The organism is Vibrio sp. Y176 (assembly GCF_033438945.1).
The window spans coordinates 144,806-160,360 of the sequence record NZ_JAWOQS010000006.1 but is presented as its reverse complement, the minus strand read 5'-3'; the positions used below and the strand labels follow the sequence as shown (position 1 = coordinate 160,360).

15 protein-coding genes are annotated in these 15,555 nt (G+C 43.4%); 11 read left to right on the top strand and 4 right to left on the bottom strand.

Translation table 11 applies throughout. The features are described from left to right. The first annotated feature begins 2 nt into the window (after positions 1 to 2). The 8 genes from R7O13_RS16245 to R7O13_RS16210 are packed head-to-tail and all read left to right on the top strand — an operon-like array spanning position 3 to position 7,945. Positions 3 to 1,322 (top strand): pilus assembly protein TadG-related protein, encoded by a 1,320-nt coding sequence (locus R7O13_RS16245; RefSeq protein ID WP_137282334.1) that lies wholly within the window; start codon positions 3 to 5, stop codon positions 1,320 to 1,322. A 1-nt stretch (position 1,323) separates the two neighbouring features. Then, on the top strand, positions 1,324 to 1,788 hold the full coding sequence (locus tag R7O13_RS16240; RefSeq protein ID WP_031781046.1) for a TadE/TadG family type IV pilus assembly protein: 465 nt from the start codon (positions 1,324 to 1,326) through the stop codon (positions 1,786 to 1,788). Next, complete coding sequence (locus R7O13_RS16235; RefSeq protein ID WP_005386454.1) at positions 1,785 to 2,318, top strand: TadE/TadG family type IV pilus assembly protein; 534 nt, start codon at positions 1,785 to 1,787, stop codon at positions 2,316 to 2,318. The genes R7O13_RS16240 and R7O13_RS16235 overlap by 4 nt, the downstream gene beginning before the upstream one ends. 4 nt (positions 2,319 to 2,322) lie before the next feature. Further along, complete coding sequence (locus R7O13_RS16230) at positions 2,323 to 3,531, top strand: AAA family ATPase (protein ID WP_005386455.1); 1,209 nt, start codon at positions 2,323 to 2,325, stop codon at positions 3,529 to 3,531. A gap of 12 nt (positions 3,532 to 3,543) precedes the next feature. Next, complete coding sequence (locus R7O13_RS16225) at positions 3,544 to 4,989, top strand: CpaF family protein (protein ID WP_005386456.1); 1,446 nt, start codon at positions 3,544 to 3,546, stop codon at positions 4,987 to 4,989. A 9-nt stretch (positions 4,990 to 4,998) separates the two neighbouring features. Further along, entirely contained in the window at positions 4,999 to 5,967 is a 969-nt protein-coding gene (locus R7O13_RS16220) for a type II secretion system F family protein (protein WP_046875024.1), read from the top strand. A gap of 2 nt (positions 5,968 to 5,969) precedes the next feature. Then, positions 5,970 to 6,911, top strand: coding sequence for a type II secretion system F family protein (locus R7O13_RS16215; RefSeq protein WP_005386462.1), 942 nt, complete (start codon positions 5,970 to 5,972; stop codon positions 6,909 to 6,911). 20 nt (positions 6,912 to 6,931) lie between these two features. Further along, positions 6,932 to 7,945, top strand: coding sequence for a tetratricopeptide repeat protein (locus R7O13_RS16210; RefSeq protein WP_005386465.1), 1,014 nt, complete (start codon positions 6,932 to 6,934; stop codon positions 7,943 to 7,945). Between the two features lie 99 nt (positions 7,946 to 8,044). On the opposite strand, the gene R7O13_RS16205 is transcribed toward R7O13_RS16210, so the two are convergent. Both R7O13_RS16205 and chrA read right to left on the bottom strand, forming a co-directional pair. Further along, on the bottom strand, positions 8,045 to 9,160 hold the full coding sequence (locus R7O13_RS16205) for a phosphatase PAP2 family protein (RefSeq protein WP_318304265.1): 1,116 nt from the start codon (positions 9,158 to 9,160) through the stop codon (positions 8,045 to 8,047). A 100-nt stretch (positions 9,161 to 9,260) separates the two neighbouring features. Continuing rightward, positions 9,261 to 10,400, bottom strand: a complete 1,140-nt coding sequence (chrA, locus tag R7O13_RS16200) for a chromate efflux transporter (RefSeq protein ID WP_318304264.1) — start codon at positions 10,398 to 10,400, stop codon at positions 9,261 to 9,263. A 112-nt stretch (positions 10,401 to 10,512) separates the two neighbouring features. Here chrA and R7O13_RS16195 point away from each other — a divergent pair, with 112 nt between their 5' ends. After that, positions 10,513 to 11,430, top strand: coding sequence for a LysR family transcriptional regulator (locus R7O13_RS16195; protein ID WP_412125717.1), 918 nt, complete (start codon positions 10,513 to 10,515; stop codon positions 11,428 to 11,430). A gap of 169 nt (positions 11,431 to 11,599) precedes the next feature. Here the strand turns inward: R7O13_RS16195 and ebgR are convergent, their stop codons facing one another. Next, entirely contained in the window at positions 11,600 to 12,586 is a 987-nt protein-coding gene (gene ebgR / locus R7O13_RS16190; RefSeq protein ID WP_318304262.1) for a transcriptional regulator EbgR, read from the bottom strand. 420 nt (positions 12,587 to 13,006) lie between these two features. Between ebgR and R7O13_RS16185 the strand changes: the two genes are divergently transcribed. Continuing rightward, the gene (locus tag R7O13_RS16185) at positions 13,007 to 13,594 is read left to right on the top strand and encodes an outer membrane beta-barrel protein (RefSeq protein WP_054574833.1); all 588 of its coding nucleotides are present in this window, start codon (positions 13,007 to 13,009) and stop codon (positions 13,592 to 13,594) included. Positions 13,595 to 13,632: 38 nt separating this feature from the next. Here the strand turns inward: R7O13_RS16185 and R7O13_RS16180 are convergent, their stop codons facing one another. Further along, positions 13,633 to 14,184, bottom strand: a complete 552-nt coding sequence (locus R7O13_RS16180; RefSeq protein ID WP_025768214.1) for a gamma-glutamylcyclotransferase family protein — start codon at positions 14,182 to 14,184, stop codon at positions 13,633 to 13,635. Positions 14,185 to 14,366: 182 nt separating this feature from the next. Between R7O13_RS16180 and R7O13_RS16175 the strand changes: the two genes are divergently transcribed. Beyond that, the gene (locus R7O13_RS16175; protein ID WP_104979655.1) at positions 14,367 to 15,551 is read left to right on the top strand and encodes an NnrS family protein; all 1,185 of its coding nucleotides are present in this window, start codon (positions 14,367 to 14,369) and stop codon (positions 15,549 to 15,551) included. The last annotated feature ends 4 nt before the right edge of the window (positions 15,552 to 15,555 follow it).

Here is a 15,555-nt window from a genome sequence, read left to right as displayed (position 1 = left end):
CTATGCGAAGGAATATGCATATAGCGCCAAGGAGAGCTCAGAAAGGGATTACCTTGGTATTAATTAGTTTAGTTTTATTATTTTTACTTGGTGTTGCAGCCTTTGGTATTGATTTGAATCACCAAGTACTCAATAAAACAAGACTACAAAACGCGGTCGACTCCGCTGCATTAGCGGCTGCGGTTGTCGTCGATGAAAGGACCGACGCGGCAGATTTGGCTGAGCGGCTTAGTTTAGCGACGCAAGCGGCGAATGATGCTCTGACTCATTCTGCTGCGTCTGATGGTAACCAAGAATTAGTTTACACGGGGGAAAACATAGATGTAACTTTCTCAAATTCGAACGCTAAAGGCTCATTTGTTGAAGCTGGAGAGTTCTCTTTGGGCAGTGACAGCGACATCTATGTTCGTGTTGCCGTTAGTAATGTTCTTTTGACACAGTATTTAAGTGGCATGTTTGGGCTCGACAAAGGGGTGTCAGCAAGTGCTGTTGCAGGACCAAGTGCGCCAAGCATTACTACATGTAACGTGTCGCCTATTGCTATGTGTGGCGATGTAGGCTCAGCGGATCTGGCGTGGGGATACATTCCTTCTTCAAACCCAAACTACAATGGCGCACAAGATCGAGATGCTGACACTATTCATGTATTGAAACCATCAGGGCACACGGATGGTGGCATTGGTTCGGGTAACTACCACCTTTTAGACTTTGGTTCCGGTAAAAATACAGTAAGAGAAATGCTGGCAGGGGATACTGAGGAGTGCATAACAGTCGGTGATTTAGTCACAACAGAGACTGGTAAAGGTACGGGACCAGTAGCTCAAGGTCTAAATACGAGATTTGATGGGGGTAAGCCAGATGAAGGCATTACTTCAGATAAGTACATCGAAGAGTCCAACGTAACATACGACAATTACCAACAACAATATCAGGATGCGGAAGATCCGGCCGTTGATAACGATGCGTTTTATTATGCCGATTATGTCGAAGGGTTAGCCGCTTGTACGGGGGGGCCTGGCGCGTGCAAGTCGCAATATTACCGAGCGGATGGGAAAACCGATCGAAGGGTATTACGAGTGCCGATCGTTCGTTGTGATGAAGCTCCAAAAAAAGGCGGCAAGATGGATTTAGAAGTACTGGGCCTAGGATGCTTTTTTGTTACTCAGGAAGTGCAAAACAAGGGGAATGAATCGGAAATATTCGGTCAGTTTCTAGAGGATTGTACGGTAAAAAATGCGTCGTCTGGGGTAGATCCGGATGAAGATGGAGTTGGGCCATACAAAATCGTTCTATACAAAGACCCGTCAAGTGGAGGGTCTTAATATGATGTACTCCAATAGAAAGCATCAGATGAAAAAGATGGCTAACCAGAAAGGACTGGCAATTATAGAGTTTATTCTTGCATTGCCAGTGCTACTGATGCTGACCGTATTAGTTATCGACGTGAGCCGAGCTTTTATTCAATACACAGAGGTCAACAAAGCGTTGCAAAATGGCGCACGGTATGCCGTGGTTGATACTTATGGCACGTTAGATTTTGAAGGCATAGCTGAAGAATCTGATATTAAAAATGTGGTGATCTATGGCACGCCGAGTGGCGTTGGTACGCCGGTAATCGACTATATTGAAGCTGCTGACATTATTGTGACTCAACCAACGGACACCAATAAGGTTGTCACCATATCGGCTACTTATAATTATGAGCCTATTTTCTCAACCTTACCTTTTACCGGAACCTCTTTGGCTTTCAGTATTGGCTCTTCTGCGTCAATGAGGACTAGCCCATGAAACAATGGATAAGGAAACAGAAAGGACTGACCCAAGTTGAGTTTTCGTTAATTGCACTTGCGGTAATGTTAGTACTGTTCATGATTATTGAGTTTGCAATCTACTTTTATTCAGTGCAAATGGTCAACGAAATTACCAGGCGAGCGGCACGACTTGCCACGGTTTGTTTTATTTCTGAACGTGATGAAATACCTAATCATCAAGCTTTGGAGAGTCTATATCCTTCAGGTTTTACCGCTAATAATTTACAAATCGAATATTTAGACGATACAGGTGCAACTGTTGATGTGTCGGATTTTTTGAGTACTCCACCTGCAGCATCTACAGTGTTAGATGCTCAGTTTTCAAAAATAAAATATGTTCAAGCAAGAGCAGTTGATTATGAATTTAAGTTTTTTGTGTTAGCTGCGCTTATTAGTGCAGTAGGAAAAACGCCTGCTTTTGAAACTGTATTGCCGGCAGAAAGCTTAGGTGTATTAAAGCCTGAAGCTGATAACCCAGCTGTTTATTCGGATTGTTCCGCGGAGTAGCTTTATGTTGAAACCAGTCAAAATGGATAATGAAACACATAAAAGTTTAAAAACTAACTTGATTATTTGGATAGTTTATTCTACATCAAATTTTAAAATTCACATTGCTGATGAACTATCAAGGTGTGTAAATCTAAATATTGATTGGATAGAGCTAGATACCTTTAACTTGGACTTTGTGAAAAATAAGCAAGTTCCTGATCTCATTTATATTGAAACCGGTGAAAGCTGGGCTCAGAAAGTGGCTCATGTTTATTCTAGTGACAGCAGTTTACAGCATAATCATACCGCTTTGATTGTATTTGGCGACGAGAACGATACTGCATCCCTCAAAATGGCATTAAGGCTTGGGGCAACAGATTATTTGTCTCGTTCGGTTGATTTTGGCGAGCTATATCCTTTATTAAAATCTACCGCGGATGAAAAGATTGCCAATAAGAAAATGGGCGATCTAACATTGTTTATTAATACAAAAGGCGGCTCTGGAGCAACCACTTTGGCTATTAATACAGCAATAGAATTATCAAGCTATGCTAAGAGTAAAGTGTTGCTCGTTGACTTGGATATGCAGTTTAGTGATGCCGCTGATTATTTAAACTGTAAGCCTAAATACAATATTAATGATGTGATTGATTCTGTTAATGATTTAGATGAATTATCACTAGAAGGACTAGTCTACCAGCATCCTTCAGGTTTGAATTATTTGTGTTTTAACCAAAATGATCCAAAAGGTAATTACAAGCATGCGGTTCAAGTTAGTAAATTATTACCTATTTTGAGGCAGTTTTACTCACATATTATTGTGGATTTATCTCATGGCGTTGAGCACGTTTACCAACAAATTGTTTCTCCGGCAACACATGTTTTTTTGATTCTGCAACAGAATGTTACCTCGGTGAAGCATGCTGTTAGTTATATACGTTCTTTAGAATTAGACTATGGTTTAAGTAGTCATCAGGTTGAACTAATTGTTAATCGTTTTGAAAAGAAATCGACAATATCGTTGAAAGACATTGAAAATGCGGTTAGTGGACATGCAATACACTTAGTACCTAATAACTTTGCTATTGCTATCGAGAGCGCTAATTTGGGCAACCCAATTGTTCAATCTAAGAAAAATAGTGCGCTGAAAGCGTCTTTGGCTGAAATATCGCACTTATTAGAAAGTCCGACCAAAGAGAATCAAAGTTGGATAAAAAAACTATTTTCTTAGTAAGGGGGAGTTATGTTTTTCAAACGGAAAGGCGTCGGGAGTTCTTTCAATTCCGTAGATGAAACAAAAGAATCCAAAGTTGTGAATGTCGAGTTGGCAAAATCTGATGAAGACTCGTCAGATGAGCAAAAGTCTTTGTCGCCGGTAGAAGCCAAGATGAAAGCGATCGAGGAGCAGAAAAAGCAATTAGAACAAGATCTCTCGATAAAACACTACTACCACAAGAAACTACTGGATACCTTGGATCTCGGGCTTCTATCGCACTTGCAAGAAGATCGCGCGAAAGAGGAGTTGCGCGAAGCGGTTGTTCAGCTCATTGCGGAAGATCAAACACACCCATTGAGTTCAGAAGCGCGAAACCGCGTAATACATCAAATTGAAGATGAAGTGTTCGGCCTAGGGCCTCTTGAGCCACTTCTTGAAGATCAAACAATCTCAGATATCTTAGTAAATGGCCCGAAAAATATTTTCGTCGAACGTTTTGGTAAGTTGGAGAAAACACCGCACACCTTTTTAGACGAACGCCATTTGCGCAATATTATCGACCGTATTGTAAGCCAAGTGGGTCGAAGGATCGATGAGGCTTCACCCATGGTGGATGCTCGACTCAAAGATGGCTCACGTTTTAATGCGATTATACCTCCTCTTGCTATTGATGGGCCTTCAGTTTCTATTCGACGTTTTGCTGTTGAACGTTTGAATATGGATAACCTATTAGAACTTGGATCGTTGTCTCCTGAAATGGCGAAGTTTCTTAATGCGGCGGTTGTGGGGGAAATGAATATCCTGATTTCTGGAGGTACAGGTTCTGGTAAAACAACCACGCTAAATATTTTGTCGAGCTTTATTCCTAGCGACCAACGCATTGTAACCATTGAGGACTCAGCAGAGTTACAACTCCAACAGCCACATATTATCCGTTTGGAAACACGTCCTTCCAATATCGAGGGTAAGGGTGAAATTTCTCAGCGTGATTTAGTAAAAAACTCACTACGTATGCGTCCCGATCGGATAGTTGTTGGTGAGGTTCGTGGCTCAGAAGCGGTGGATATGCTATCCGCAATGAACACGGGTCACGATGGGTCTTTGGCTACTATCCACGCGAATACACCAAGAGATGCGTTGAGCCGGATTGAGAATATGTTCTCGATGGCAGGGTGGAATGTGTCGACAAAAAACTTGAGAGCGCAGATCGCGTCGGCCATCAATATTGTTGTGCAAATGGATCGTCAGGAAGACGGTAAACGTCGCATGGTTAGCGTACAAGAAATCAATGGCATGGAAGGTGACGTTATTACCATGTCGGAGATCTTCACCTTCCAAAGAAGAGGGGTCGATCAAGAAGGCAATGTGTTAGGTGATTACATGGCTACAGGGATTGTACCAAGCTGCCATGACCAATTAGTAAAACGAGGCTTAGACGTACCATTTGAAATATTCAATGAAAAAGCCCGTTAGGAGATTGCTATGGATAGTCAATTCCCCCTTTTTCTTGTACTGCTGTTTTTGTCCGTATTCTTTATTAGCCAAGCGTTAATTCTGCCTTCTGCGGGTAAAAAGGTTAAGCATAAGCAATTAATCAAGCGTATACACGAAAGCCATAAACATATTGATCAAGAGAGTATTTCTTTATTAAGGGAAAACTCGCTCAAGAATCTATCGCCATTAGAGCGATGGCTTGTGAGGTTTAGCCTGTTCGATAACTTTAAGAAGAAGTTGGAACTGGCTGGGATACACATGGGGTTCAGTCGGTTTATTTTCCTCACATTCCTCGGAGGGACTGCTGTTGGTCTATTTCTGTTCTTGTTCGGGCAAGTTTGGTACCTCTGTGCTGGCGTTGCGTTTGCTTGCTGGGTGTCTGTTTACTTCTACATACAGAAAAGGATTGCTGATCGTTTAATGAAATTTGAAGAGCAACTGCCAGAGGCTCTCGATATCATCAAGCGAGTTTTGCAGGCAGGGCAGCCAATTACGCAGGGGTTTGGAGAAGTAGGCAGAGAGGTTAGTGCACCGCTTGGTCCTGAGTTCATGAATACCTTTAACTTACTCAACTATGGTTATGACCTCCGCTTGGCGATTATGCAAATGTCGGAGAGAACTCCTACCGTATCTATGCTTGCTTTTTCCAGTGCGGTGTTACTGCAAAAGGAAACGGGTGGTAACTTAGTCGAAAACATTGAGAAGCTCTCCCATATCCTACGTGCTCGTTTCAAACTTGCTCGAAAAATAAAAACCATTTCGGCGGAATCTCGAATGTCGGCATGGGTATTAGTATTAGCGCCTTTTGGTTTATACGTCATCATTTCCCTTGTTCGACCTGAGTATATTGAGTTACTCCACACGCATCCAATGGGGATCAAAATGGTCATTGGTGGGATGGTAGCGTTGTTTATCGGTACGCTTTGGATTCGTAAAATCGTCAATATTGAGGTGTAGCCATGGAAAGTATTCAAGGATGGTTAAACGATTTTGCTGTCGGCCAAGAAACACTGCTTATGGGGTTGATCCTCATCACTACAGTGTTGGTTGTGATGACGTTAGGCTCGATAATTATCGGGGTTAACTCGCCAATTAAACGAAAGTTAGCCGAATTGTCTGGTGATAAGAAAGAAGTCTCTCATCACAACAAAAAAATGTCAGACACCTTGGAGTCGTTAGCGCCTTTAACTTCCCCAACCAGTGAAAAAGAGCGCCAAACGACACGCAATAAACTGATGCATGCTGGGTTTCATGAAAGCAATGCATTATCGATGTTTTATGCCATTAAATCGGTCACGACGATCTTAGGTGTGATGGTGGCGGCACTGGTGTATTTCTCGGTTCCGGAATCTAAATACCTGTACACGTATATGGCGTTATCCGTATTTATTGGGCTTTTATTTCCTGATTTTATTTTGCGTCGAATGGTGAACAAGCGTCAGCAAGCGATTCGTGCAGGTGTGCCCGACATGCTTGATTTGCTGGTGGTTTGTACCGAATCAGGGCTTGGCTTTAATGCAGCGTTGCGTCGGGTTGCAGATGAACTGGTTATCTCTCACCCAGAGCTTGCCGATGAAATCGATACGGTGTGCAACAAAATTAAAGCGGGCAAACCAATGCCAGAAGCGCTGAGGGAGCTAGTATTAAGGACAGGGTTAGAAGAATTAATGGGGCTGGTAAGTATGCTTAGCCATGCCTCTCGAATAGGGGGGAGTTTAGTCAACTCCTTGCGTGAATATACCGAAGACTACAGGGATAAGCGTCAACAAGCAGCAGAAGAAATTGCTGCAAAAATCCCAGTCAAAATGATGTTTCCAATGGTGCTATTTATTTGGCCTTGCTTTTTTATAGTGGCTATCGGACCTGCGTTAATTTCATTGGCTGAGGCATTTTCTAATTAAAAAGCAAAATAGGGATCGTTATGTGGATTAAGAAATACGTCATCATCTCGTTGTTGGTGCTTACCGCATGTTCAACAACTGAACAGTCATCAGATTTCGATTCAACGCTGTACTCAGGTAAGCCCGTTGAGTCTCTCACTAATGATGAACCTCCCAAAACAGAGGAAGAGGCAATCTCACGAGGGGATATTGCATTAAGCAACAAAAATGTCGACTTAGCCTTGTATGAATATATTCGCTCGCTCTCTTTCCCGAATGCGGTCCATAAAGATAAAACCTTGTACACCGTGGGTCGCATCCATTTAGCTAGGGAGAATTCAGAACTCGCCGATAAATCATTTCGAGCATCTTTGGCTGAGAACCCCGATCATATTGGCTCCCTGACTGAGCTTGGTACTTTATACACGAAGCGTGGAGAAAAGGACGTCGGGAAAAGCTACTACATACGCGCTTTGAATGCTGACCAAATTCGCATGGATGGCGATCCTACCATCACTAAAGACAACATTACTGCTGAGAGCGTTGCAACATATCGCTATGATGATAAATCACCAGTCTCTGCTTACTCCGGTCTAGGTGTGCTTTACGACATTCGTGGCGACCACGATATTGCGCAGGCGTTAATTCGAAAAGCGTTGGATATTGACTCAAGAAACGTAAACGCTTTGGTCAGCCTTGGCTACTCCTACTACATGGAAAAAGCTTACTCAAAAGCGGCGCACTTTACTCAAGCCGCACTAAGTATCAAGCCAGGAGATGAGAGGGGAATCAATAATTTAGGTCTCATTGCTTTAGCTAAAGATCAGCCACGACAAGCTCTGAGTATTTTTAGTCGACACATGACAGAACCCGAAGCGCTCAACAATGTTGGTTATTTCTTGATCCTTCAAGGCAAACCAGGAGAGGCGATTCCTTATTTACAACAGGCTATTGATAAGAACCCTGCCTACTATGAACTGGCAAATAAAAACCTAGAACGAGCATTGGCAATGGTGAGAGAGCGAGGGGATACCTCTACCGCGCTTCTCCAATAAATTTGAAGACCCTTTTAAAAGAAAGCCACTCTGCAAGATAGAGTGGCTTTTTCATTTATGGGGAGTAGTCCGTTGCAAAGGTGTTTGTTCAATTAGCCGTCATTCGCTTCTTTCAGGGTAAGAAGCATAGCGCCGTAAAGCCCAACCAACTATCTTCCATAACATCACCGTCAAGAGTGTTGCGAGGTAGCCATCAATCGCATAATGCCAAGCTAAATGTACCGAACCGATTTGAATGATGACTGCGAAAGCGTAAGCAAAGTAGCCGATGGTTTTGTTGAGTCTATAAATTGATAGCGCCATCAAAACCGCAATGGAAACGTGCAAACTAGGCATTGCCGAAATGCCAGAGCCAATACCATTGGCATTCGCGATGTACTCATCCCAAAGATATTGCTGTGTAGGCAATGCCCACAATTGCCCAGCGTCCACATTGGTAAGATATTGGCTTTGGACTTCGAGCGTTTTCATCAGAGGAACAAACTGTTCATCTCCAGTGATAAGCTCTACATAACATGGGCCTGCTGAAGAAAGCAACGTGGCGAAGAAGACACCAAGAATCATCCAAGACAGTGCGAACGTGAGTAAAAACTGTTGCCTTACCAACGGGTATTTTTTGTAGATAAGGAAAAAGAAGAGTATGCCCCACATACAAAAAAACCATGCGTTGTAGGCTACATTTAGCCCTAATGAGGCCCAAGCATTGGAGAATAATGCATGGGTCAACTCCCACGGAGCAAACCCGAAGTGTAGCAACGAATCAATATTCGCAAAGGTCAGATCCCACTTGAATGGATTGAGGATTGGAATCAGCGATTTCAAAAACGTGTGGTTAGAGAAAATCAGGTTGAGTGCCATCATCGAAACAAACACTGATACAGGGCGGTGGAGTGGAAAAATAAGATGCTTCAGTTTTCGTATGAAGCGCTTTGCTGGCTGTTTTTCTTTGCGCAGTATGAGATAGAAATAATAATAGATACACCAGCTTAAACCTGTGACATACAAAGCTTGCATGAGCGTTTCAAGGTAAGTGGTAAAAGAGTAATCAATAGGGAAATCGAGATATAAAGAACAAAGATAAATGACAGCAGTCGAGATAAAGCAATAGGTGTAGAAAATCTTATCGTTCAATAACTCGTTCTTCATAGACTGGAGCCCAGTCGCTGCTTTTTGCTGCCAACTTACGTTGATCTGGTAATTGTTGTCTTGTTCCATCGACGATCCATCATCTCTATCCTTCCAATGTCATTAAGCTTAGTTGAAGAAACGGGCACTTGTATTTAAGTGCCCGCTAAGAGTTTGTCGTTTAAGATTTTTACATCATGCGCGTGACAAGGCCTGCTGCCACAAAAAACACGATCATCCACAGCACCGATAGGTTGAGCTTTTTGTGTAGATAGAAACCCGCAATCACTAACGCCATGTCGATGGGAGCAACAACTGCGCTGCTAAATACTGGCTGGTAAAGTGCCGCGAGTAGTAACCCTACTACCGAGGCATTGACACCGTTGATGGCGCCGGAGACCAGCGGTTTGCCTGCCAGTGCTTGCCAGTTTTTAAGAACGCCAAGCAGTAAAAGAAACCCTGGGAGGAATACGCCAAGCGTTGCGATCAGAGCGCCTAAAATTGGCGTATCCGAAAGCTCATAACCGATAAAAGTCGCAAAGGTGAACATTGGCCCTGGTACAGCTTGTGCAGCGGCGTAGCCTGTTAAAAATGCATCTTGGCTGAGCTGGTCGCCAACAATGTTTTGCAGAAGCGGCAGCACTACATGACCACCACCAAACACTAAGCTACCAGCTTGGAAAAAATCACTAAACAGCCCAAGCAAAGGCAATGAATGAGCTACTAATGGTAAGCCGAGTAAAAGCACCGCAAATATAGCCAATGGCGTGATAGACGGTTTAAACGGCTCGGCTGATGGCGCGGAGTCTTTCTTCAGATATCGCATGCCGACAAAACCTGCTACGAGCAACACGAACATTTGCGTCATGATGCTTGGTGCCACCAGCAACGCAATCGCAGTCGCGACGCACAAACCCGCGGTCAGTTTGCTTTGGCAGAAGTTTTTGTACATGCCCCAAGTCGCATCCGCTACGACGACGACTGCGAGCAGTTTTAGGCCGTGAACGATGTTTTGGAACACTGCGGTGTCGGTGATTTGGCTGCTCACCATCGCCAGCGCCAACATGATGATCACCGAAGGAAGCGTGAATCCGACAAATGCTGCGCATGCGCCACCTAAACCGCCACGTTTATAGCCTAAAGCAAAGCCAACTTGGCTTGAGCCCGGTCCCGGCAAAAACTGACTGAGTGCGACAATTTGCGCGTACTCGCTGTCATCAAGCCATTTCAGTTTCTCAACAAAGGTTTGGCGAAAATAACCAATATGAGCCGCAGGGCCGCCGAAGCTGAACCAACCTAGCCAGAAAAAAGTTTTGAAGATGGTGAACATGTCGAGCCTGTTTATCTAAAAAGCATTGTTGCTAATTTATCGGATGCTCTAAAATGACTCAAATTGATAGATTTAATTTCATTTATGAATGAAATGGGATGAAGGTGTTGAGGTGAAAGAGGACATTCAGTGGCGTAACATTGACTTGAACTTATTGGTGACGTTTTCCTACTTGTATCGACATCGAAGCGTTAGCGTCGCGGCAGAGAAAAGTTACGTTAGCCAGTCGGCGATGAGTCATAGTTTGTCTCGTTTAAGGTTGTTGTTTGACGACCCGCTTTTTGAGCGAAAAGGACACAAGATGGAGCCCACCGAGCACGCTCACCACATCGCGCCAACTGTGCATCACTTGTTGGATTCTATCGCCAAAGACTTGCTCACTAAGTCTGCCTTCCAACCTGAAAATTACGCGGGTGTATGTCGCATTGGGTTAACGGATTATGCCGAGTTTATTTTTGCTCCTCGGCTTTATGACGAAATACGCCAGCGCGCACCAGAGGCGCAGATCAGTTTTATTAACGTCAATCGTAGCAACTACTTGGCATTAACTGAGCACGAAAAGCTCGATGTCATTATTGGCAACATGCCGGTGTTGGATGACAACTTTGAGAGCTTGTACTTGTACACAGAAAAACACGTGTGTATGTGTGATAAACAGGTATTGAAAGGGGAAACACAGCTGTCTCTGGAAGCGTTCGCGAACATAGAGCAAGCTCTGGTAAGTCCCGATGGGAGCTTAAAGACACAAGTAGACCAAAAGCTCGCAGAACATGGCTTGAGCCGTAAAGTCACCGTGGCGTCGCGCAACTTTCTCACCATTCGGCATTTATTGAAAAAGCGCGATCTCATTGCCATCGTGCCAGAAAAAATGGCGTTGGCGGAGGGCTTTTCGGACGATCTCATTACTGTTAAGCCGCCGATCGCCGTTGCGGATTTTGATATTGCTATGCTGTGGCATTCCAGCCGAAACAATGAAGACAAAGGCATTTGGCTACGCGAGTTGGTTTCTTCGACCATCACCTCTAAATGATAAACATTTGGGGCACTCATGGTGCTTAGAGTGATTTGTTGTTGAACTTCTTACTACCCGCTGAGTTATCGGCGTTATACCGAAACAGTACTGATTGAGCAAAATGAATGTCTTTGGTTGGGGGGGATGTTCCAGATTTAATTCATAAAAGAGATTAATGGAAAAGGTATCATTGAGTTGTACCACGTAGTTTAAGCTCTGTTTGCACGTATACATGAAGAGGTCGTAAGCGTCCATCTCGGTATTTTTCCACCAGTAAGTTCACTCCCTGAGTTCCCATCAACTCAGAGTGAATACGAATTGTAGACAACGGCGGAAAGGTAAAGCGAGCAGTAGGAATATCATTCATACTAATCAACGTAATATCCTCTGGTATCTTTAAGCCAAATTCATGGATTGCACGTACTATGCCAATCGCGATGGAGTCTGAATCAATGAATACTGCTTTCGGGAAGTCACCTATGGCTAGCATCTCTTTCGCTAAGTTATAACCGGACAAACTAGAGCAGGAACAATAGTGTATATCTTGTTCTGCGACCACGCCTTTTAGATAGCCATAGTCCAAAAACACATTTTCACGAATGTCAGCTGCGTCGGGCTTGTTTTGACCGCCAATATAACCGATGCGGCGGTGGCCTCGTTGTATAAAAAAATCAACTACTTGCCTACTGATTCGAATAAGGTCGACATCAACGCAATCATAAGGGCAGGTTGGATCTGAAAAGTTTATGTAGCAGATGCTATCGGCTAGACGTTTAGGTAATTTATCTACTACCTTTTGGTCGACATTTCCGACTAAAAGGACACCTGTTATCTTTTTCGTTTCAACATCAATTTCACTGTTATAGCAATTGGTTAGCGTAATACCTAGTTTGTCGCATTGCGTTTCAATCCCATGACGAATTGATAAGTAGTAAGGGTCATTCACCTCTGTTTCTTGTTTGTAGTTATATAAGGCTAAAAAGTGATGTTTTTGCTTAACTTCTTTGATGCCTTTCTTCGAGCTACTGGTGCGGTACTCCAGTTTTTCTGCAATTTCCAAAATGCGGTATTTGGTTTCTTCTTTAACGCTCAACGTTGGGTCGTTGTTCAAAACCCGCGATACGGTTGCAAGTGAGACGCCCGCTTCAATGGCGATATCTTTTAGCTTTGCCATGTAAATTTCCCGTTGGCACTGCCCAAGTGTGAGCTCAATAATCTGACTATTTTAAACAGCTACTTAGATATGCACAAACCTTTAGTAAGACAGTCCTAAACACTTTAAATCATCATATCAAGCCAACTTGTTTTCATGAAATAGACTCTATTGAGTAATAAATAAAGCCGTAAACGTAAGGATTATATTGCTGTAAAAATACTGAAAAACGCGACTGGTTTGGAGACTTGCTACTTGTGGTAACTCTAGTACTTAATAGAAGTCGAGCTGTTTAGAGTTTAAACAAGCAAACGTTTTATTGTTCATGTTTATGTTTTGTGTCTCATTTTATAAATAAATCAATAGGAAAGTATTCAACTCTATTTATAATCACCGCGCTTTTAAAAGCTGTCTAACAGTATGAAAAATTAGGAAATTATAATGAAAAAAGTATTGCCATTATTGGCTTTAGGTGCAGTGGTTGCTTCAGCATCAGTTCAAGCAAAAGGTGACTGGTATGTTGGTGCTGATTTGGTAAATTCAGATCTTAAAGTTAAAAGCTTGTCAAAAGATTTTTCTGCGACAGGTCTTAGCTTTGCTGTAGGTAAAGAGCTTCAATATTCAGAAAACTTCAAACTAGCTTTTGAAGGTGAGTACATATACTTTGGCGACTTTGAAGAAACATTTTCTTACATGGGGTGGCCGGTTAAATTTAGTGTTGATGCTTCTGCGTTCAATTTCAATGCGAAGCCTAAATACCAATTTGCAGGTACAGGCTTCTATGTTGGTGCGATTGCTGGCCTTGGTGTAATGAGTGTTTCTTATGAAGTGAAATCATCTAGCACTGTTACCGATGATGGTCGTGATGTAGGCTTTAACTACGGTGTTGAGGCTGGTTATGAGTTCGCTTCAGGTTTGGTTGTATCTGGTGGCTACCGTGCTTCTTCGGTAAGTATTGATGCCGAAAACGGTGGCAGCGAAGATTTTGATTTTGACAGCCTGTACGTTGGTGTTGATTACAAGTTTTAAGCTCGCGTAAGCAAAACATAGATACTAAAAAGGAGCCGTTAGGCTCCTTTTTTTATTAGATTATCAATCAACTCATAATGGTGATCTTGTACGCCTGCAAGGTTGCCATATTTGGGTTGGTGGCGGTCATTTTCTTTCGCGTGTTGCCAGCCAATGGTGTGACGCACAAAATGCTCTGCAAACGCGTGGGAAACTTCCAAGCAACCTGCCAGTACGGTATCAACATAACTTTGCATGATTGGGCTCTTTTCGCATGGTGGTAGTGGCTCGTCTTTTACGTAAACCCAAATGTCATGTTCTTGGTTAAAACTCGCATCTGTTTCGATTTGATCTGGCTGAAGTTGAATACGATGATAACCTCGCTCACGGCGGTCGAATTCTGCGAGCGCTTCTTCATTTACTTCGAGTAAAACGCCATTAACCTGTCCATCGCCTTGGTTCACCACTAATGGAGAGAGGCTGTAGCTGTCGTCAATCTTCCCCCAGTAGCGAACCAACCCATGTGCTATGACGGGAATGGCTTCTCCCGTTTGTCCGGTTAACTTACGCGACGCAGAATTAATCAAACTGCCATAGCCAAATATGTACATTGTCGTTGCATCCCTTAACTGATAGTTGTGCCTCTCATGTTTATACCTAACCCGCATCTGAAGCACAACTTTACCTCTTAAGTATAATCTTAATTATAAACATGTATTTTTCATACATGTTTATGGTAGCATCAATATGTAGTTGAGTTAACCAGCATCGAGAGACGCTTGAGGGCAAGATAATGCTGAATATCACCGATAAAAAAGTAGAAGAAAAAATCCCCGCATGGCTGCGATTAGGCTTTCGGCCGTTTTTTCTGTTTGGGTCGATTTACGCCATTGTTGCGATTGCGTTGTGGGTGTGGATGTTCCAAGGCGGACAGCCAAACGCATTAGCCGTGCCTGCATTGTGGTGGCACGTACATGAAATGTTGTTCGGTTTTTCGATGGCCATTGTAGTTGGCTTTGTACTGACCGCGGTACAAAACTGGACTGGCATTAATGGTACCAAGCATTACATGCTTCTGGCTTTATTTGGCTTGTGGTTAGTGCCCCGCATATTGCTTTGGACACAAGCACCGTTATGGTTAACCAGCAGTATCGAAGCGGTATTTTTACTGTTTGTCGCCTATGAGGTGGGCATTCGTGTGTATCGAGCCAAAGGTTGGCGTAATTTGTTTTTCGTTCCACTGTTTCTTTTAGCCATCTTTGCGAACTTTGCAAGCTACGCAACGATAAAAGGTATGCCGCCCTTTAGCTCTTCAGCGGTGTGGCAAGCAATGCTGTGGTGGTTTACCTTGCTGTTGTCAGTGATGGGCGGACGTGTAATTCCATTTTTTACTGCGCGTCGATTTAATTTCGAAAAAGCGCAACCATTGGCTTGGTTAGAGTGGTTCGCGAACTTGCCATTGGTAATGCTATTTGTGCTGAGCTTTTTCCCTGTGACGTTTGCAGAACTAGGTAGTCGTTTGATGCTATTTGCAGGTGTTGCTCAGTTGGTGCGTTTTGTTCGCTGGAAACCTTGGTTAACCCTGAACGAGCCTTTAGTATGGTCGCTGCATGCTGCGTATTTGTGTTTACCACTAAGCTTAATTTTGCGAGGCGTCTGGGGAGATGCATTTGCCAGCCATAACCTCATTCACCTGTTTGCGATAGGTGCGTTAGGCGGTTTGATTTTAGCGATGATTACACGGGTGACGATGGGACATACTGGTCGCATGATCTACAAAGGGCCAAACATGAGCCTTGCGTTTGCAGCGATTACCGCGGCAGCTTTGGTTCGCAGTTTCGCCGTGATCTTTGATCCAGCGAACATGATACTGTGGATTGATATCAGCGGTGGATTATGGATTGTTGCGTTTGGGCTATTTGTGTGGCGCTTTGGTGTGATGCTTGTGACCCCTCGTGTGGATGGTCACCCCGGATAAGATT

Excerpts from the sequence above, each read along its gene's own strand:
- R7O13_RS16245 (WP_137282334.1), top strand. The coding sequence starts at position 3 with ATGCGAAGGAATATGCATATAGCGCCAAGGAGAGCTCAGAAAGGGATT.
- R7O13_RS16240 (WP_031781046.1), top strand. The coding sequence starts at position 1,324 with ATGATGTACTCCAATAGAAAGCATCAGATGAAAAAGATGGCTAACCAG.
- R7O13_RS16235 (WP_005386454.1), top strand. The coding sequence starts at position 1,785 with ATGAAACAATGGATAAGGAAACAGAAAGGACTGACCCAAGTTGAGTTT.
- R7O13_RS16230 (WP_005386455.1), top strand. The coding sequence starts at position 2,323 with ATGTTGAAACCAGTCAAAATGGATAATGAAACACATAAAAGTTTAAAA.
- R7O13_RS16225 (WP_005386456.1), top strand. The coding sequence starts at position 3,544 with ATGTTTTTCAAACGGAAAGGCGTCGGGAGTTCTTTCAATTCCGTAGAT.
- R7O13_RS16220 (WP_046875024.1), top strand. The coding sequence starts at position 4,999 with ATGGATAGTCAATTCCCCCTTTTTCTTGTACTGCTGTTTTTGTCCGTA.
- R7O13_RS16215 (WP_005386462.1), top strand. The coding sequence starts at position 5,970 with ATGGAAAGTATTCAAGGATGGTTAAACGATTTTGCTGTCGGCCAAGAA.
- R7O13_RS16210 (WP_005386465.1), top strand. The coding sequence starts at position 6,932 with ATGTGGATTAAGAAATACGTCATCATCTCGTTGTTGGTGCTTACCGCA.
- R7O13_RS16205 (WP_318304265.1), bottom strand. The coding sequence starts at position 9,160 with ATGGAACAAGACAACAATTACCAGATCAACGTAAGTTGGCAGCAAAAA.
- chrA (WP_318304264.1), bottom strand. The coding sequence starts at position 10,400 with ATGTTCACCATCTTCAAAACTTTTTTCTGGCTAGGTTGGTTCAGCTTC.
- ebgR (WP_318304262.1), bottom strand. The coding sequence starts at position 12,586 with ATGGCAAAGCTAAAAGATATCGCCATTGAAGCGGGCGTCTCACTTGCA.
- R7O13_RS16185 (WP_054574833.1), top strand. The coding sequence starts at position 13,007 with ATGAAAAAAGTATTGCCATTATTGGCTTTAGGTGCAGTGGTTGCTTCA.
- R7O13_RS16180 (WP_025768214.1), bottom strand. The coding sequence starts at position 14,184 with ATGTACATATTTGGCTATGGCAGTTTGATTAATTCTGCGTCGCGTAAG.
- R7O13_RS16175 (WP_104979655.1), top strand. The coding sequence starts at position 14,367 with ATGCTGAATATCACCGATAAAAAAGTAGAAGAAAAAATCCCCGCATGG.